Here is an 18,859-nt window from a genome sequence, read left to right on the forward strand (position 1 = left end):
CGCGGTCAGGTCGCGGAGGGCCGCGGGTAGCCGATCTCGTACGAGATCTGGTTGGCGGTCTCCAGGAGCAGCGGCAGATTGCCCTTCAGCTCGTCGAGGCTCGCGATGACCTCGATCGCCGTGATCGAGGCGGCGGCGATGACCTGCCCTCGGGAATCCCTGATCGGTGCGGCCACGCACATCACGTAGGTGTCGTGCTCACCGTTGTCCACGGCCCAGCCGCGTTCCTGGATGTCGGCGAGTTCGGCGTCGAGCGCGCCGCGGTCGGCGAAGGTGGTGTCGGTGAACCTCTCGAAGACGACGTGCGACAGCAGCCGCTCGCGATCATCGAGGGGCAGGTACGCCAGGATCGTCTTGCCCACGGCGCTCGCGTAGATCGACACCGCGCGCCCGACCCGTGACGGGAGCTTGACGGCGTCGAACGCGGGGCTGTCCACCTTGTCGATATAGATGATCTCGTCACCGGTCAGCTGCGCGAGGTGCACGGTGTGGCCGGTCTCGCGTTGTAGCGCACGCAGGTGCGCGGCGGCCGGCTGGCGCAGGTCCATCGAGCCGAGCGCGAGGTCCGCCAGCTCGATCAGCCCGCTGCCGAGCACGTAGGCGCCCGCGCCGGTGCGGCGGACGAAGCGCGCGGACTCCAGGGTGTGCAGTATCCGTAGGGCGGTCGACTTGTGCACGCCGAGCACGTCCGCGGCCTCCGTCAGGGACAGTGGACGTTCGGCCGATCGACGGATGAGGTCGATCGCGCGGCGGATCGATTGCGCCACGGCTCTGTCTCCCCTCGCACGGCGCGGCATCGCCGCTATCGTTGCATCATGTGCAATGTAGATGACGCAATGCGCAATCGCCACTTGACAACGTTGCACATGTCGCTACGATCGTTGCAATTTATGAGCTTGACTCCGACTTGTAACGCTGGAGCGACGATGGGTAAGCGGTGCGCTCGGATCGGCCTCGCCGGGGCGACGAATTGACGGCGACCGACGTGCCCTCGCGTTCCGGGATCACCGGCGAACCCCGACGCGAGGACTGGGTCGGCACCGCCGCCGAGGCGTTGCCGGACGACGCGGGCAGCGTCCTGATCGGCCGGATCTGGGATCCGTCCGTCGGCGGCCCCACACCCGTGGTCGTCCGCGACGGTGAGGTCATCGACCTGAGCCACCGGTTCGCGACCGTCCGGGACATCTGCGAGCTGCCCGACCCCGCCGCGACCGTGGTCGGGCTCGACGGCGCGCGGGTGGGGGACTTCGGGGAGATCCTGGCCAACACGGCGGTCACGACCCGCGACCGCGACCGGCCCTGGCTGCTGGCCCCGGTCGACCTCCACGCGCTCAAGGCCGCCGGGGTGACCTTCCCCATCTCGATGATCGAACGCGTCATCGAGGAGCGGGCCCGCGGCGACCTGGCGCTCGCGGCGGACATCCGGCGACGGATGTTCGCCGACATCGGCGTCGACCTGCACCACCTGGAACCCGGCTCGGCCGAGGCGGACCGGCTCAAGGGCCTGCTGGTCGCCGAGGGTATGTGGAGCCAGTACCTGGAGGTGGGGATCGGTCCGGACGCCGAGATCTTCACCAAGGGCCAGATCCTCTCCGCCGTCGGCACCGGCGTCGACGTCGGCGTGCTCGCCGCGTCCACCTGGAACAACCCGGAACCCGAGATCACGCTCATCGTCCAGTCCAGCGGCCGGATCGTCGGCGCGACCCTGGGCAACGACGTGAACCTGCGCGACATCGAGGGCCGGTCCGCGCTGTTGCTTCCCCTGGCGAAGGACAACAACGCCTCCTGCGCCCTCGGCCCCCTGATCCGGCTCTTCGACGACCGGTTCGGCATGGAACGGGTGCGCGAACTCGCGGTCCGCTTGGAAGTCCGCGGCGTGGACGGCTTCGGGCTGGAGGCGGTGTCGGAGATGACGCACATGTCGCGCGACCCGGAGGACCTGGTGCGGCAGCTCATCGGCCCGCACCACCACTACCCCGACGGCGCCGCGCTGATGCTCGGCACCATGTTCGCGCCCATCCAGGACCGGGGCAGCCCCGGTGAGGGCTTCACCCACAAGGTCGACGACGTGGTACGGATCAGCTGCCCGGCACTCGGCACCCTGGTCAACCAGGTGCGGCACGCCCAGGAGTGCGAGCCCTGGCACTTCGGCATCCGTGACCTGATGGGCAACCTGGCAAGGAGAGGACTGCTGTGAACGTGGTCAGCACGGTCGATCCGCGCGACGGCCAGCGCCGCGCGACGGATCTCACCGAGACCGACGAGTCAGGGGTGGACGTGATCGTCGGCCAGGCGTCCCGGGCGGCGCGCTGGTTGGCCGACCTGGGCAGGCACGGCAGGGCGGAGCTGCTGGACGCGATCGCCGCCTCCCTCCAGGCCCGCCGGGCCGACCTGGTCGCGGCCGCCGAGACTGAGACCGGGCTGGCCCACGCGCGGCTGGACTCGGAACTCACCCGGGCCGCGGTCCAGTTCCAGATGTTCGGCGACGTGCTCCGCGACGGGGCGTACGTCGAGGCCGCCATCGACCACGCCGCCGACACGCCGCTCGGGCCCGGCCCGGACGTGCGGCGGATGCTCGTACCCCTCGGGCCGGTGGCCGTCTTCGGCGCCAGCAACTTCCCGTTCGCCTTCTCGGTCGCGGGCGGTGACACGGCCGCCGCGCTCGCCGCCGGCTGCCCCACGGTCCTGAAGGCCCACCCGTCCCATCCGCTGACCTCGCACGCGTCCGCCGCCGCGATCGAGGCGGCCGTGCGCGACCTCGGCGGGCCCGATGGCGTCATCGGGGTCGTGTACGGGGAGCAGGCCGGCCGCTGGCTGGTGCGGCACAGCGGGATCCGTGCGGCCGCCCTCACGGGCTCGGTCAACGCCGCCCGTGCCATCCAGGCGGCCATCGACGAGCGACCCGATCCCATTCCCCTCTACGCCGAACTGGGCAGCGTGAACCCGATCGTCGTGCTGCCTGGCGCGGCCGCCGACCGGGCCGAGGGGATCGCCGAGGGCCTGTTCGCCTCCTTCACCGCCTCCGGTGGCCAGCTCTGCACCAAGCCGGGCCTCGCGTTCGTGCCGGCCGGCCGGGGCGGTGACCAGCTCGTCGACGGTCTGCGCGAGAGGGTCGCCGGCTCGGGCGGCGCGATCCTGCTCAACGAGCGCATCCGGGACGCGTACGAGGCCCGGGCAGCCGAGTTCGAGCGGGCCGGTGCCCGGGTCTCGGCGCAGCCGCGGGTCGAGCCCGGCGCGGGCTTCGCCGTCGCGCCGAGGCTGCTGGAGGTCGACCTGCCGAAGCTGACCGCCGAGATCGCCGACGAGTGTTTCGGGCCGCTCATGATCGTGGTCCGGTACGACGACACCGCCGACCTCGACGCCGCGTTGCACGCCGTCCCCCCGTCGCTGACCGGCTCCGTCCACCGTGGCCCGCAGGACGACGCCCACGTGGTCCGTGGGTTGGTCGACGTGCTCTCCGCCCGCGCGGGTCGCATCGTCTTCGACGGCTATCCCACCGGTGTCCGGGTGTCCTGGGCCCAGCACCACGGTGGGCCCTGGCCGTCGACGAACGCCGTGCACACGTCGGTGGGCGCGACGTCGATCCGACGGTTTCTCCGGCCGCTGGCATGGCAGGACGCGCCGGCGTGGGTGCTTCCCGAGGAGTTGCGCGACGAGTACACCGCGATTGTGCGGCGGATCGACGGGAGGTTGACGCCAGCGGTCGAATAATTGCGTCGACGGTCTCTCGGGTGCATTCTGGCGGCACCCGCCGCTGACGCGTGGATTCTTTTGCGGAAATGAGCGGACCGGGAACCCGCGCGCCAATTCGACCGGCGCTCACCACGTTTTCCTCGGGCGCGATTGTGTCGGTCCTGGCCGAACCGTCGACACGATTCTCCGTACTCCCTGTGGTGGGGAAGCCCCGGCCGCGCGCCCCCGGGGTGGAGCCGGGGGTGCGCGGCCGGGGTGTCCTACGGGGTCACGTCGGTGACGCGCAGCCGCAGCATGGTCCACGACGCGGGCGCGAGAGTCAGGCGGACGCCGAGGTCGCTCGCCTGGACCGTGTCGTTGGGGCGCGGTTCGGCGTGGTCCGGGCCGTCGGCGGTGTTCTTGGCATCGAGGTCGGCGCCACCCACGGTGACGCATTCGACGATCTCGCCCACCTGGGCGCCGGCGAGGTCGACGGTCACCTCGGCCGGGGTGTCGACGACCCGGTTGACGAGGAACACGGTCATCTCCGCGGCGCTGTCGTCCCAGGTGGAGACCGCGTCGACCGCGTCGATGACGCCGTAGCGGTCGGTGGTCGTGGTGCTGCCGTCCCGCAGTACGTCAAGCACGACGCCCCGGGCGTGCCGGGCCGTGCGGGCGAACGGGTGGAAGATGGTCTGCCGCCATGCCGGGCCTCCCGGTTCGGTCATGATCGGCGCGATGACGTTGACCAGTTGGGCCTGGCACGCCGCGGTCACCCGGTCGCTGTGTCGCAGCAGGCTGATGAGCAGGCCACCGACGACGACGGCGTCTGCCACGCTGTAGTGGTCCTCCAGCAGCGGCGGCGCGACCGGCCAGTCCTCGCCGCTGGGCGGCGTGGACGGCGCCGCCGACTGGTACCACACGTTCCACTCGTCGAACGCGATCATGATCTTCCGGGTGGACCGGCGGATCGCGCCCACCGAGTCCGCGATGGCCGTGACGGCGTCGATGTACCTGTCCATGTCCTCGGCCGAGGCGAGGAAGCTGGGCAGGTCGTCGTCGACCGGCTGGTAGTAGGCGTGCAGCGAGATCAGGTCGACGTCGTCGTACGCCTCGGTCAGCACGTCGCGCTCCCAGCTCCCGAAGGTCGGCATGCCGAGATGGGACGAGCCACAGGCGACCAGTTCGAGGTCGGGATCGAAGCGCCGCATCGCCTTCGCGGTCTGCGCCGCGAGTCGCCCGTACTCGGTCGCGCTCCGCTGGCCCACCTGCCAGGGGCCGTCCATCTCGTTGCCCAGGCACCACAGCCGGATCCCGTAGGGGTCGGCGGCGCCGTTGTCGCGGCGCTGGTCGGCGAGGTGGCTCCCCGCGCGGTGGTTGGCGTATTCCAGCAGGTCGACGGCCTCGGCGGTGCCGCGGGTGCCGAGGTTCACCGCCATGATGGGATCGACGTCCGCCTTGCCGACCCAGCGCATGAACTCGTCCAGCCCGAAGGCGTTGGTCTCCAGGCTGTGCCAGGCGAGGTCGAGACGGGCCGGTCGTTTCTCGACCGGGCCGACGCCGTCCTCCCAGCGGTAGGAGGACACGAAGTTGCCGCCCGGGTAGCGGACCGTCGTGACGCCGAGCTCGCGGACGAGCGCGAGGACGTCGCCCCGGAAGCCGTCCGCGTCGGCGCTCGGGTGGTCGGGCTCGTAGATTCCGCCGTAGACACAGCGGCCCAGGTGCTCCACGAACGAGCCGAAGATCCGGCGCGGCACCGGTGCGACACGTCGCCGCGGGTCCAGGAGCAGGCGTGCGGTGTTCACGACTGCCCTCCCGGCTGGCTCGGACGAGGCCGGACGGGCGAGGCGGCGCGGTGGGGGAGTGGGGGCGGCGCTGCGTCGAGGTGGGTGTTCAGGGCGGGCTCCTCTCGGAGGAGGCCTCCGACGTCGGGATCCGTGTCGCGGCGCCGGGGACCCGGGGGGTGGTGGGTCGGTGCGAGCTCTGGACATCGCCATGATCATCGATTACGTTCGCGATCGATGTAAACGTTACCGATCATGCTCCCCGGAGGGAACACCGCGTTCCGGAATGGCGCTTGACGGAGAGTGCCGTTCCGTTGTCGACGGGTAGATCTCGCGCGCGAAATGGCGCGGCTTTGCACCCCGGGAAGTCCACCTTGCACAATCCCGTCAGGACCCGCTTCCCGGTGCTCGCGCGGGGATGAATGGGTCTTGTGTTCGCAATCTCGGTCGGTTACGTTGGCAACATCCTGGAAACGTAACCGATAACGATTGCAGTCCAGAGAGAGCGGCATGATCGAAGCCAATGCGCCGGTAACAATGAGTGATGTCGCCCGGATCGCCGGCGTTTCCACCGCCACCGTTTCGCGCGTCGTCAACGGGCACTACGGCGTCAGCGCCCGCACGATCGCTCAGGTCCGCACCGCCATCGAACAGCTCGGCTACGAGTCGAGCCTGGTGGCCTCGAGCCTCCGTCGCAGCCGCACCAACGTCCTCGGCCTCGTGGCGCACAGCTTCCAGTCGTACACGGCAGAGGTGCTCAAGGGGGTCATGAAGGCGCTCAGCCGCTCCGGCTTCGACCTCATCATCTACGCCAACAGCGACCTCTACGGCTCCTACTCCGAGGGCTGGGAGCAGCGGCACCTGACCCGCCTGTCGGGCACCCTCACCGACGGATGCATCGTCGTCACGCCCTGGGGTGAGATGCGCAGCCGTACGCCGATTGTGGCCATCGACCCGGTGCGGGGCTCGACGGGGCCCTCGGTCATGGCCGACAACCTCGCCGGCGCCACCACCGCGGTCGCGCATCTGCTCGACCTGGGCCACCGACGCGTCGGGTTCATCGCCGGGCGGGACAGCCTCGCCTCGGCGTGGTCCCGGGAGGAGGGCTACCGGGCGGCTCTCGCCGCCGCCGGTGTCGCGGTCGACCCGACGTTGATCGGCCGGGGGGACTTCAATCCCGAGTCGGCCGTTCCGCTGGCGCGCGCCCTGTTGCAACGGGCGGACCGCCCGTCGGCGATCTTCGCGGCGAGCGACGGGATGGCCCTCAAGGTCCTGGAGGTCGCCAGGGAGCTGGGGCTCTCCGTCCCGCGGGACCTGTCCGTCGTCGGCTTCGACAACATTCCCGAGTCGGCGTCGACCGATCCGGGTCTGACCACGGTGGACCAGTCGATGTACCAGCTCGGGTACGAAGCCGCGCGGATGCTCAAGTCGCTGGTGACCGGCGAGTGGGACGAGCCGCACCAGATAGTCCTGCCGACCAACCTCGTGGTCCGTGGCTCGACCGCAGCACCGGCGAGGGACTGAAGGAGGTGAAGACACCGCACGGCGAGATCCACCGATGGGTTGAGCTGGTCAGCGGGTCGCATCCGCTGCCGGCACAGGAAAGGAGTGGAGCGTGACAACCGAACTTTATCACGGGCGCCTACGCCGGCTCGGCGTACGCCGGCTCTCGGCGGTGTTCAGCGCCGGAGTCGTCGCCCTGGCGGCGGCCCTGATCGCGCCGCAACCGGCAGTGGCGGCGGACACGCCGTGGCTGGACGTCTCCCCGGACCGGTACGCCTCGTTCACCGTTCCGGCCGCGTACGTCCAGGAGCACCTCGGCACCGTCTCGCAGGTGGTCGTCGAGGGCAACTTCGGCCCGTCCGCCACCTGGGCGGAGTTTGGTCTGACCCGTCGTGGTGACGTCTGGTCCGGTGTGCTCGGCGCGCTGACGCCCGGGCTGTACCGCTACCAGGTGACCGCCGACGACACCAAGACCATCAAGGACCCGACCAACAACGCGGGAGTGGCGTCCGACCCGCTCCTGAGCACCTTCCTGGTCGCGGGCGAGTCGGCGCGCTGGCTGGCCGACGCGCCCGCCGGCAGCGGCGGCACGGTCGGGACGTTGACCTACCGGGTCCGCGCCGAGCAGCGCTCGGCCCTGGTCTGGACGCCACCCGGGTACGCGGCCAGGAAGCCGAAGGGCTACCCCACGCTGTTCCTGGAGTCGGGGGGCGGCGTGGCCACCACCGACTGGCTCGACCTCGGTCGCACGAAGCAGATCCTCGACAACCTCTCGGCGGCGGGCGCGATGCAGCCGATGGTCGTGGTGATCGCCGACAGCACGGACGACCGGGAGTTGAAGGATCTCCGCAAGGCGGTCGCCGACAACTACCGGGTCCTGCGCGATCCGGCGCACCAGGGGATCGCCGGTGTCGCCGACGGCGCGGCCCGGGCGGTCCGCGCGGCCGTCGGCACGCCCGGTCAGTTCGGCTCCGTCGGCTGGTTCTCGGGCACGTCGGCCCCGACGATCGACCGCCGCGACGCCACGGCGCTCAACCACCTCAAGCTGCTGCGCCTCTACACGGGGAACGTGACCGACCCGGCGTACAACACCACCTACCGGCTGACGAAGGCGTTGGACCGGGCCGACGTCCGGTACGAGTTCGACGGGGTCAACCCGGACGGCGGCGGGAACTGGACCACCTGGCAGGAGAACCTCGTCGACTTCGTGCCACGCCTGTTCCGGCACGTGGCCGACCACGGACCGAGCCCGGGCCACGGCCGGTTAAAGGGCGAGTTCACGCCTCCGCCGGCCGGCACCACCCCGACGCCCTTCGTCACCGAAGACGGGTTCGTCACCTTCGAGACCACCACCGACTTCGCGGACGCCCAACACGTCACGGTGTGGGCCAACATCGCGCCGGGCGGCAGTTGGCTGCGCGTGCCGCTGACGCGGAACGGCGACCGGTGGCGGGCGACCGTGGGGCCGCTGAAGCCCTGGTTCTACTACTACCGGCTGATCGTCGACCGGGTGCCGTTCAAGGACGTCTCGAACCCGACGAAGGTGACCACGGAACCGATGTGGAGCACCTTCCTCGTCCCGGGCCCGGAAGCCCGACTGCTGACCGACGTGCCGGCCGGCCAGGGCGGCAAGGTCGAGAGCATGACCTACACCAGCACGGTGGCCGGCCAGGACCGCACCGCGCTGGTCTGGACCCCGCCCGGGTACGACCCGCAACGGGCACAGCCCTATCCCGTCCTCTACCTCCAACACGGTGGCGGGCAGAACTACACGGACTGGGTCGAGATGGGCCGGGCCAAGCAGATCCTCGACCACCAGTTCCTCGACGGGGACCTGACACCCATGGTCGTCGTGATGGGCAACGGCAACTCGTCGAACTTCAACCGGGAGCTGTTGGAGAACATCGTGCCGACGGCCCGGTCCCGGTACCACGTCTCCAGCGACCCCTCCCAGCAGGCCCTCGCCGGGTTGTCGATGGGCGGTGGGCAGGCGTTCGGTGTGCTGAAGGCCTACCCGGGCCAGTTCGCCTACGTCGCGGCCTTCTCGGCCGGCTTCGGCAGCGGCACCGGCGTCGACGTCGCGGCCATCAACAGCGGCACCAAGATGCTCCGGCTGTACGTCGGTGACCAGACCGACTTCGTGTACCCGAGCTTCATGGCCTCGCTGACCACGATGGACGCCCTCGGTATTCGCTACGAGTTCGACGGGGTCACCCCCGGACCACACGGCTGGGACGTGTGGCAGAAGAACCTCATCGACCTGGCGCCCCGTCTGTTCAAGCGCTAGGAGCCTGCCCAGGCGACGCCGCCGGGAGCGGGGTCCCGCCGCCTCCGGTGGCGCCGCCGGCGCATGGATGTCCGTGCACCGCCACCTTCCGAAGGGAACCATCTCAATGAAGAGAAGACGCATACTCGCCACGGTGGCCATGCTCGCGGCCGGGAGCGGCCTGGTCGCCTGCTCCTCGGACGACGGCGGCAGCGACGCGAGCAACTGCACGAACACCATCACCAAGCAGAACGTGCCGGTCGTGACGATGTGGGGCTGGTACCCCAACACCCAGCTCGTCGTCGACAACTTCAACAAGCTGCACGACGACGTGCAGGTCTGCTGGACCAACGTCGGTCAGGGCGGCGACGAGTACGACAAGTTCCAGACGGCCATCTCGGCGGGCACCGGGGCTCCCGACGTGATCATGGTCGAGGCGGACCGGATCCCGACCTTCCAGATCCAGGGCGCGCTCGTCGACATCAAGCAGTACGGCTACGACGCGGTCAAGGCCAACTACGGCGAGGGCGCCTGGAAGGACGTGTCGGTGGGCGACGCGGTCTACGGCGTCCCGGTCGACGGCGGCCCGATGGGCATGATCTACCGCAAGGACATCTTCGACAAGTACAAGATCACCCCGCCGAAGACCTGGGCCGAGTACGAGCAGGCCGCGCAGAAGGTGAAGGACGCCGGTGGCCCGTTGTTCGGGGACCTCGGCGCGAACGTCCCGGCCGTGATGATGTCGCTCCAGATCCAGAAGGGCGCGTCGCCCTTCACCTTCGATCCGGCCCAGCCGAAGTCGATCGGCGTGAAGCTCAACGACCAGGCGTCCAAGGACGTGCTCGACTACTGGGGTGGCCTCGCCAAGAAGGGCCTGGTCGGTACGCAGGACCAGTTCACCCCGGAGTACATCTCCGGTGTGATCAACGGGAACTACGCGACGTACATCTCGGCGGCGTGGGCGCCGGGTTACCTCACCGGGGCGGGCGTCGGTAAGGGCCAGGACACCGGCAAGTTCGCGGTCGCGCCACTGCCGCAGTGGGATCCGACCAACCCGGTGCAGGTGAACTGGGGTGGGTCGGCCTTCTCGGTGACCAAGCAGGCGAAGAAGCCGGAGCTGGCGGCGAAGGCCGCCTACGGGCTCTACGCCGACAAGGAGTCGCTCACCGACGGCTGGACCAACCAGATCATCTTCCCGCTGAACCTCACGGCGCTCAAGGATCCCGCGTTCGTCGACCTGAAGGTGGCGTTCTTCAGCGGGCAGCAGGCCAACAAAGAGGTCTACCTGCCCGCCGCCGAGGCCTACAAGGGTATGTCCTACGCGCCCTTCGGCCAGTACTACCTGGACGCCATGACGAAGCAGATCAGCGAGGTGATCAAGGGCTCGACCACCGGCTCGCAGGCGGCCGACAAGCTCCAGGACGACGTGGCGAAGTACGCCAAGGAGCAGGGCTTCACCGTTCAGTGACCGCTCCGGGTGGGTCGTGCCGGCGGTGGCCGGCCGGCCCACCCACGACCCCCGCGTCCTCGCCCTTCGGAGACCACAGATGACAGTCCTGACCGAGAAGCGCACTCCGCGTCCGCCGAGCGAGACGCGCATGATCCGTGGCAAGGTGCACCTCCGCGAGCACCTGATGGGGTGGCTCTTCGTCGGCCCCTTCGCCATCGTCTTCCTGGCGTTCCTCATCGCGCCCCTGGCGTACGCGCTGTACCTCAGCCTCTTTCAGAAGAAGCTGATCGGCGGCACCAGCTTCGTCCTCTTCGACAACTACGTGAAGGCGTTCACCGACCCGAGCTTCCTGTCCGGAGCCTGGTTCGTCATCCGCTTCTCGCTCGTCTCCATCCCGCTGCAGATCGTCCTGGCGCTCGTGATGGCTCTCATTCTGGACGCCGTGACCACGCTGTTCGCGCGCTTCTCCCGCCTCATGATCTTTCTTCCGTACGCGATCCCCACCGTCATCGGGGCCGTGATGTGGGGGTTCCTCTACAGCAAGGGCTTCGGCCCGCTGACGGACATCTTCGGGCTGTTCGGCGCCACCGCACCCGACTTCCTGGGTAGCGACCTGATCTTCTACGGCCTGCTCAACGTCGTCACCTGGCAGTGGGCCGGCTACTACATGATCATCCTGTACGCGGCGTTGCAGGGCATCGACCCGACGCTCTACGAGGCCGCCCGGATGGACGGCGCCGGACGGTGGCAGACCGCGACGCGTATCAAGATCCCGCTGATCGCGCCGGCGCTGATCCTGATCCTGGTCTTCTCGCTCATCGGAACCCTGCAGTTCTTCAACGAGCCGCAGATCCTGCGCTACCTCGCCGCGGGCACGATCGGAGCCGACTTCACCCCCAACATGTACGCGTACCAGCAGGCGTTCTCGCTCGCCAACTTCAACTACGGGTCGGCGATCTCGTTCGCGCTCGGCGGCATCGTCTTCATCTGCGTGTACGCCTTCCTGTTCTTCACCCGCAAGCGGAGGAGCTTCCTCTAGATGGCCGACCACACCAGCGTCCGCGCCGGCGTCCGCCGGCCGCAGCGCTACCTTCCCCTGCAGATCCTCCTCGGCTTCCTGGTGATCTACTTCCTGATCCCGTTCTGGTGGGTCGTCGTCAACAGCTCCAAGGACGCGCCGGGCCTGTTCGGGGGCGGCAACACCCTGTGGTTCTCCGACCAGATCGACTACGTCGGCAACCTCCGGCAGCTCTTCACCTACGACGGTGGCATCTACCTGCGGTGGATCCTCAACTCCACGCTGTACGCCATCGCCGGCGGAGTCGGCGCGACGGTCCTGGCGGTGATGGCCGGCTACGGATTCGCCAAGTACCGGTTCGCCGCGCGGCGCTTCAGCTTCGCCGTCGTGCTGGGCGCGCTCATGGTGCCGGCCACGGCCCTGGTCATCCCGACCTTCATCATGTTCTCCCGGCTCGGCCTGACGAACACGGTCTGGGCGGTGATCCTGCCGTCCCTGCTCAACCCGTTCGGCGTCTACCTGATGCACGTGTACGCGCGCGACGCGGTACCCGACGAGCTGCTCGACGCGGCGCGGGTCGACGGCGCGGGGGAGATACGCACGTTCCTGCAGATCGCGCTTCCGCTGATGCGTCCCGCGGTGGTCACCGTGCTGCTCCTGTCCGCCGTGGCGTCCTGGAACAACTACTTCCTGCCGCTGGCCATGCTCTCGGACAACCGGCTGTTCCCGGTGACCGTCGGTCTCGGCCTCTGGCAGGGGATCGCCTCGGCGAACAACTCGGGCGGCACCTCGCTGTGGAGCCTCATCATCCTGGGTTCACTGGTGTCCGTGATCCCACTGGTCATCGCGTTCTTCAGCCTTCAACGGCACTGGCGCGGCGGCCTCTCCGTCGGGGGCCTCCGCTAGGTCGCGCCGAGCGATCCTGAGGCATGACAGAAAGGTGTGCTGATGTCGACGACAGATCGACCGCTGCGCAGCGCGCAGTGGTTCGGCGCCGAGGGCCGGAACGGGTTCATCCACCGGTCCTGGATGCGCAACCAGGGATTCGCGGACGACGTCTTCGACGGTCGCCCGGTGATCGGCATCGCCACCACCTGGTCGGAGCTGACCCCCTGCAACGCCCACCTACGCGACCTGGCCGAGTCGGTGAAGCGCGGCGTGTGGGAGAGCGGTGGCCTGCCGCTGGAGTTCCCGGCCATGAGCCTGGGCGAGCCCCTCATGCGTCCCACGACCATGCTCTACCGCAACCTGCTCGCGATGGAGCTGGAGGAGTCCGTCCGCGCCAACCCCCTCGACGGGGTGGTCCTGCTCTCCGGCTGTGACAAGACCACTCCGGGCCTGCTGATGGGGGCGGCGAGCGTCGACCTGCCGACGCTGATGCTGACCGGCGGGCCGATGCTCAACGGCAAGTTCCGGGGCCAGGACATCGGCTCGGGCACGGTCGTCTGGCGTTTCACCGAGGAGATGCGGGCCGGCCGGATGAGCGCCGCCGACTGCGCCGAGGCGGAGGTCGGCATGTCCCGCAGCCGGGGCCACTGCATGACCATGGGGACCGCCTCCACCATGGCCTGCGTGACCGAGGCGCTGGGCGTGCAGCTACCGGGGGCCGCCGCCGTACCCGCCGTCGACTCCCGGCGGTACGCGCTCGCGCAGGCCGCCGGGCGGCGGATCGTCGCCATGGTCAGCGAGGACCAGCGGCTGTCCTCGGTGCTCACCCGTGAGGCATTCGAGAACGCCATCCGGGTCAACGCCGCTATCGGTGGCTCCACGAACGCCGTCGTGCACCTGCTCGCGATCGCGGGACGCCTCGGCGTGCCCCTGTCGCTGGAGGACTTCGACACCCTCACCGCCGACGTTCCGCTGCTGGTCAACCTCATGCCGTCCGGGGCGTACCTGATGGAGGACTTCGCCTACGCGGGCGGCCTTCCGGTGGTGATGAAGGAGCTCGCGCCGCTCCTGCACACCGAGCATGTCACGGTCAGTGGCCGGAGCGTGGCCGAGAACGTCGACGGCGCGCAGTGCTGGAACCGGGACGTCATCGCCACCATGAAGGAGCCGTTCCAGGCCGCCGGCTCGGGCACCGTGGTGCTGCGCGGGTCGCTGGCGCCGTCCGGAGCGGTGCTGAAGGTCTCCGCCGCCACCCCCCACCTCCTCACGCACACCGGTCCGGCGCTCGTCTTCGACCGGATCGAGGAGTACGTCGTCGCCGCCGACGACCCGGACCTGGACGTCACACCGGACACGGTGATCGTCGTTCGCAACGCCGGCCCGCGTGGCTACCCCGGCTTCCCGGAGGTGGGCAACGTGCCCATGCCCCGCCGACTGCTCACCGAGGGCATCACCGACATGGTGCGGATCTCGGACGCGCGCATGAGCGGCACCGGCTACGGCACGTGCGTCCTGCATGTGGCGCCGGAGGCGTCCGTGGGCGGTCCCCTCGCGCTGGTGCGCACCGGCGACCTGGTCCAGCTCGACGTCGCCACCCGCCGCCTCGACCTCCTGGTCGACGAGGCGGAACTCGCCGAGCGTCGCTCCGCCTGGAAGCCGCCGCCGGTGGCCGACCGGGGTTGGGTACGGCTGTACAGCGAGCACGTCCTCCAGGCCGACAGTGGGGCCGACCTCGACTTCCTGGTCGGTGGCAGCGGCAGTGACGTGCCCCGTCACTCACACTGACGGACGAGGAAACGACTCATGGAAGAACGGACGGCCCGCCAGTGCGAGTTCACGCGGAGAAAGCGGTGACGACCGCGCACCGGCCGCCGGTCATGGCGGACGTCGCCCGCCTGGCGGGCGTGTCCCACCAGACGGTGTCCCGGGTCATCAACGGAGCGCCCGCGATCCGGCGCGAGACGCGGGAGCGGGTCCTCGAGGCGATCCGGCGACTCGACTACCGCCCCAACACCGCCGCCCGGGCGCTGGTCCGGGGACGCTCGGGGATGATCGGCATCATTGGGACGGCCCGGACGCTGTTCGGTCCGACGAGTATCCACCGCAGCGTCGAGGACGCGGCGCGGGCCGCCGGCTACTTCGCCACCTCGGTGAGCCTGGAGGAGGTGACGGTACGGGCGCTCAGCGACGCCACCGAACATCTCATGCGCGTCGGCGTGGAGGGCGTCGTGATGATCGCCGGCAACGACGAGGCGCTCGAGGTGGTGCGGATGACCCGGTCCGGGGTGCCCTTCGTGGTGGTGGAGGGCGACCTGTCCAGGGCGAGCGTCACCGTCGGCGTCGACCAGGTGCTCGGCGCCCGGATGGCGACCGAACACCTGCTCGGCCTCGGACACACCGAGATCGTGCACGTGTCCGGTCCGCTCAACTGGGCCGAGGCGCGCGCCCGCCGCGACGGCTGGCGTACGGCGATGGTGGCCGCGGGCGTACGCCCACCCGAGCCCGTCGAGGGTGACTGGATGGCCCACAGCGGCTACCTCGCCGGGCTGCGGATCTGCGAGATGCGCGGCACCACCGCGGTCTTCACCGCCAACGACCAGATGGCCATCGGCGTGCTGCGCGCGCTGCACGAGCGTGGTCGGCGCGTGCCGCAGGATGTCTCGGTCATCGGGTTCGACGACGTGCCCGAGGCGGCGTACCTGATTCCGCCGTTGACCACGATCCAGCAGGATTTCGGGGCGGTCGGTCGACGGGCCATCACGGCGGTCACCCAGGCCATCGACGACACGGTGCCGCAGCCCCTGCCGTTGGTCGTACCCTCGCTCGTGGTGCGCGAGAGCACGGCGCCGCCGCACGGCGGGGCGGGCCCGGCGTGATGCCGAGCCCGCCCGGTGCGCCTACGTCAGGGCCGCGAGCCGGAACTGTTGGTTGGTCTGGCCGTGGCAGTCGTAGAGCTGGATCTGGGCGCCGTTGGCGGTGCTCCAGACGTCCAGGCAGCGTCCGGACTGGACGCTGCTGATGGTGCCGTTGGAGTTGATGTTCCACTGCTGGTTGGTCTGACCGTGGCAGCTGTAGATCTGCACGGCCGCGCCGTTGCCGCTGCCTGCGGCGTCGAGACACATGTTGCCGTACACCTGTAGTTGTTTGCCCGAGGTGTAGGTCCAGGACTGGTTGATCTGCCGGTTGCAGTCGTAGAGGGTGACCCGGGTGCCGTTGGTGCGCGACGCGTTCGGTACGTCGACGCACCGGCCCGACTGCGCGCCGATGATCTGGCTCGCCGAGCTCGGCGGCCCAGTGGTGGGCGAGGTGGTCGGGGTGGGTGTCGGGCTGCTCGTCGGGGTGGTGGTCGGCGTCGGGGTGGTCGGCGTCGACGGCAGTAGCGGACAGGTGCTGCGGTAGGTCACCACACCGCTGTTGTCCAGCAGCGGGCAGAGGAACTGGCTGTACCGGGCGTCGTTGTCGATGAACATCTTGACGAACGGCAACATGGTCCGGACCATCACCGGGTTCGACCGTCCCACCATGAAGCCGTGGTCCGCGCCGGCGACCTCCAGGTAGACGCTCTCGGTCGTGCTCGGGATGCTGTTGTAGAGACCGGTGGCGTAGGACGGGGTGACCACCGTGTCCGCCTGACCAGCGAAGATCATGGTGGGTACCCGGTCATTGGCCAGGTTCGACGACGGCGAGTACGGCGCGATGCCGACCACGGCCTTCAGCGACGGACGCCGCATGGCGGCGCTCAGCGCCCCACCGCCGCCCATGGAGTGGCCCGCGACGGCCAACCGGTTCGCATCGACGCGGTCGCGTACCGGGCTCTGCTGCGTCAGGTAGTCCAGCGCGGCGAGAAGTTGGGTGCCGCGCGCCGTGTCGAAGTCGTTGCGACTGTTGGTCTCGATGCCGATCACGACGAAGCCGTGCGAGGCCAGCCACGGTCCCATCCAGGCCAGTTCGGCGGAGAACAACGCCGTGTAACCCGGTGAGATCGCGATGGCCCCGAAGGTGCCCTGGCTGGTGTCGGTCGGGTAGTAGATCCGGCCGCCGTTGAAGCCGTACCCGGTCGGGACGGCGACCGACGTGTTGGCGAAGGGGCCGTTCACGGCGGTGACGCTGGTCCGGGTCGGGTCCGGGCCCCGCTGGTACGGGTTGTCGGCCGCTGACGCCGACCCGGTCGCCAGGGTGATGGTGAGCAGCCCGACCGCCGCGGCCATCCCGGCGGCGGCAATCGTGAGCAGCCGTCCCCGGATGCCGGACGACCTGCGGTCGACCGGGGTGTCCGGGGACGGTGGGTGGTCTGCGGGTCCTCGCACTGTGGGTACCTCCTGGGGGTGGTGGTGGAAAGACAAGGGGCGGGCGGGCTCGTCAGGTGCTGAGCCCGCCCGCCCCGGCGGATCGTCAGGACGAGAGCCGGAACTGCTGGTTGGTCTGGCCGTGGCAGTCGTAGAGCTGGATCTGCGCGCCGTTGGCGGTGCTCCAGACGTCCAGGCAGCGTCCGGACTGGACGCTGCTGATGGTGCCGTTGGAGTTGAGGTTCCACTGCTGGTTGGTCTGACCGTGGCAGCTGTAGATCTGGACCGCCGCGCCGTTGCCGGAGCCGGCCGCGTCGAGGCACATGGTGCCGTACACCTGGAGTTGCCTGCCCGACGTGTACGTCCACGACTGGTTGGCCTGCCGGTTGCAGTCGTAGAGCTGTACCCGGGTGCCGTTGGTGGTCGAGGCGTTGGGCACGTCGACGCACCGGCCGGACTGCGTGCCGACGATCGCACCGGCCGAGCCGGGTGGGGCGGTGGGCGTGACGGTGGGGGTCGGACCCGGCGTCGTGGGCGTGGGGGTGGTGCCGGGGCCGGCGCTGTTCAGCGCCTCCAGGGTGGCCGTGTACGCGGCCTTCTTGTTGCCGCTGCAGTCGAAGAGCAGCGGGGTGCCGCCGGAGCGCCACGAGTCGCAGTCCCGCACTCCCCACACGGTGAGCCCGTTGCAGCGCGCCACGGCGAGGCAGTCGTTGACCACGCTGCGGTAGGTGTTGGCCTGCGTCGTGCCGGAGCCCTCGATGTCCAGCTCGGTGATCTGCACGTCCACCCCGAGGGCGGCGAAGCTGGACAGCGTCGTGCGGTAGTTGCTGTTGTACGGCGAGTTGGCGTTGAAGTGCGACTGGAACCCGACGCAGTCGATCGGCACTCCACGGGACTTGAAGTCGCGCACCATGTTGTACACGGCCTGGGTCTTGGCCCAGGTCCAGTTGTCGGTGTTGTAGTCGTTGTAGCAGAGCTTCGCGTCCGGGTCGGCCGAGTCGGCGGCGCGGAACGCCGCCTCGATCCAGTCGTTGCCGGTGCGCTGGAGGTTCGAGTTGCGACGGGCGCCGCTGTTGCCGTCCTCGAACGCCTCGTTCACCACGTCCCAGGAGTAGATCTTGCCCTTGTAGTAGCCGGCCACCCGGTTGATGTGGTTGAGCATGGCGCTGCGCAGCGCGCTGCCCTCCATGCCCTGCATCCAGCCGGGCTGCTGCGAGTACCAGGCCAGGGTGTGACCGCGCACCTTCCAGCCCCGGGAGAGGGCGTGGTTGACGATCCGGTCCGCGTTGCCGAACGTGAAGTTGTTCTGCTGCGGTTCGGTCGCGTCGATCTTCATCTCGTTCTCGGGCGTGACGGCGTTGAACTCGCGGTTCAGGATCGTCGTGTACGCGCTGTCGCCGAGCTTGTTGGCGGCCACGGCGGCACCGAAGTACCGGCCGGACTGGGCCGCTGCCGCGCCGAGAGTCGTCTCGGCGGCCTGCGCCAGGTTGGGCAGCATCGATACGACTAGGGCCGCAATTATCGCGGCAGTTCCGGAAAGAGTGACCGCGCGTAGTCGGGTACGCCCGGGGGGACGGGGCCGGGAAACCATGCTGATCCTCCGGTGGTGGGTAGCGAGGACTCGGTCGCTGTTCGGGTGGGTGGCTCCGCTGTGCTGGCCGTGGTCGCGATGCTGGGGTCGCTCGGGCGGGCCGACGGTCACGCGCGTGGTCCGGGCGACTGTGGTCCGCCTGACCTGCGGCGGAAGCGTGGCGGTGGGGGCGGTGGTGGACGCGGTCGGATGGCTCGTGACTGGGCCTGGCGGATCGGGTGAGGCGCCTCCGGTGCGGAAGATGATCATGTTAACGATCACACTGATCGATGTCTCAGGCTCGCAGAAAATTCCGGCTTTATCAACCGGTAGTTTCGGGGCTGTTGCGAGACAGGACGTCAGGGCGTGAGCCGCGTCAGACGCAAGATCGGATAACGTCCGGCCATCGGCCCTTCTGTTAC

Annotated in this window: 13 protein-coding genes; 9 read left to right on the forward strand and 4 right to left on the reverse strand. The window is 69.4% G+C overall.

What is annotated here, in order from left to right; all coding sequences use genetic code 11:
* Window positions 1–5 precede the first annotated feature (5 nt).
* Window positions 6–851 carry an IclR family transcriptional regulator gene (locus tag ABZ272_RS01390; protein ID WP_355047894.1) on the reverse strand — a complete coding sequence of 282 codons (846 nt, stop codon included), beginning with the start codon at window positions 849–851 and terminating at the stop codon, window positions 6–8.
* Between the two features lie 134 nt (window positions 852–985).
* On the opposite strand from ABZ272_RS01390, the gene ABZ272_RS01395 reads away from it, so the two are divergent.
* A complete protein-coding gene (locus ABZ272_RS01395) occupies window positions 986–2,197 on the forward strand; it encodes a fumarylacetoacetate hydrolase family protein (protein ID WP_355047895.1) in 1,212 nt (403 codons plus the stop codon).
* The gene (locus tag ABZ272_RS01400; protein ID WP_355047896.1) at window positions 2,194–3,711 is read left to right on the forward strand and encodes an aldehyde dehydrogenase family protein; all 1,518 of its coding nucleotides are present in this window, start codon (window positions 2,194–2,196) and stop codon (window positions 3,709–3,711) included. The genes ABZ272_RS01395 and ABZ272_RS01400 overlap by 4 nt, the downstream gene beginning before the upstream one ends.
* A gap of 242 nt (window positions 3,712–3,953) precedes the next feature.
* On the opposite strand, the gene ABZ272_RS01405 is transcribed toward ABZ272_RS01400, so the two are convergent.
* Window positions 3,954–5,477 carry an alpha-N-arabinofuranosidase gene (locus tag ABZ272_RS01405; protein ID WP_355047897.1) on the reverse strand — a complete coding sequence of 508 codons (1,524 nt, stop codon included), beginning with the start codon at window positions 5,475–5,477 and terminating at the stop codon, window positions 3,954–3,956.
* 489 nt (window positions 5,478–5,966) lie between these two features.
* Here ABZ272_RS01405 and ABZ272_RS01410 point away from each other — a divergent pair, with 489 nt between their 5' ends.
* From ABZ272_RS01410 to ABZ272_RS01440, 7 genes are all read left to right on the forward strand, one after another.
* Window positions 5,967–6,980: a LacI family DNA-binding transcriptional regulator gene (locus tag ABZ272_RS01410; protein ID WP_355047898.1), complete on the forward strand. Its 1,014-nt coding sequence runs from the start codon at window positions 5,967–5,969 to the stop codon at window positions 6,978–6,980.
* A 91-nt stretch (window positions 6,981–7,071) separates the two neighbouring features.
* Window positions 7,072–9,246: an alpha/beta hydrolase-fold protein gene (locus tag ABZ272_RS01415; protein ID WP_355047899.1), complete on the forward strand. Its 2,175-nt coding sequence runs from the start codon at window positions 7,072–7,074 to the stop codon at window positions 9,244–9,246.
* Between the two features lie 106 nt (window positions 9,247–9,352).
* Window positions 9,353–10,693 (forward strand): extracellular solute-binding protein, encoded by a 1,341-nt coding sequence (locus ABZ272_RS01420; RefSeq protein ID WP_355047900.1) that lies wholly within the window; start codon window positions 9,353–9,355, stop codon window positions 10,691–10,693.
* A gap of 79 nt (window positions 10,694–10,772) precedes the next feature.
* Window positions 10,773–11,714: a sugar ABC transporter permease gene (locus ABZ272_RS01425; RefSeq protein WP_355047901.1), complete on the forward strand. Its 942-nt coding sequence runs from the start codon at window positions 10,773–10,775 to the stop codon at window positions 11,712–11,714.
* On the forward strand, window positions 11,715–12,599 hold the full coding sequence (locus ABZ272_RS01430) for a carbohydrate ABC transporter permease (RefSeq protein ID WP_355047902.1): 885 nt from the start codon (window positions 11,715–11,717) through the stop codon (window positions 12,597–12,599).
* A 42-nt stretch (window positions 12,600–12,641) separates the two neighbouring features.
* Window positions 12,642–14,366, forward strand: coding sequence for an IlvD/Edd family dehydratase (locus ABZ272_RS01435; RefSeq protein ID WP_355047903.1), 1,725 nt, complete (start codon window positions 12,642–12,644; stop codon window positions 14,364–14,366).
* A gap of 65 nt (window positions 14,367–14,431) precedes the next feature.
* Entirely contained in the window at window positions 14,432–15,457 is a 1,026-nt protein-coding gene (locus tag ABZ272_RS01440) for a LacI family DNA-binding transcriptional regulator (protein ID WP_355047904.1), read from the forward strand.
* A gap of 21 nt (window positions 15,458–15,478) precedes the next feature.
* Here ABZ272_RS01440 and ABZ272_RS01445 read toward each other — a convergent pair whose 3' ends face one another.
* Both ABZ272_RS01445 and ABZ272_RS01450 read right to left on the reverse strand, forming a co-directional pair.
* Entirely contained in the window at window positions 15,479–16,888 is a 1,410-nt protein-coding gene (locus tag ABZ272_RS01445; protein ID WP_355047905.1) for a ricin-type beta-trefoil lectin domain protein, read from the reverse strand.
* A gap of 85 nt (window positions 16,889–16,973) precedes the next feature.
* Window positions 16,974–18,365, reverse strand: coding sequence for an endo-1,4-beta-xylanase (locus ABZ272_RS01450; RefSeq protein ID WP_355047906.1), 1,392 nt, complete (start codon window positions 18,363–18,365; stop codon window positions 16,974–16,976).
* Between the last annotated feature and the right edge of the window lie 494 nt (window positions 18,366–18,859).

It is taken from the genome of Micromonospora sp. NPDC005979 (assembly GCF_040614415.1).
Lineage (GTDB): Bacteria > Actinomycetota > Actinomycetes > Mycobacteriales > Micromonosporaceae > Micromonospora.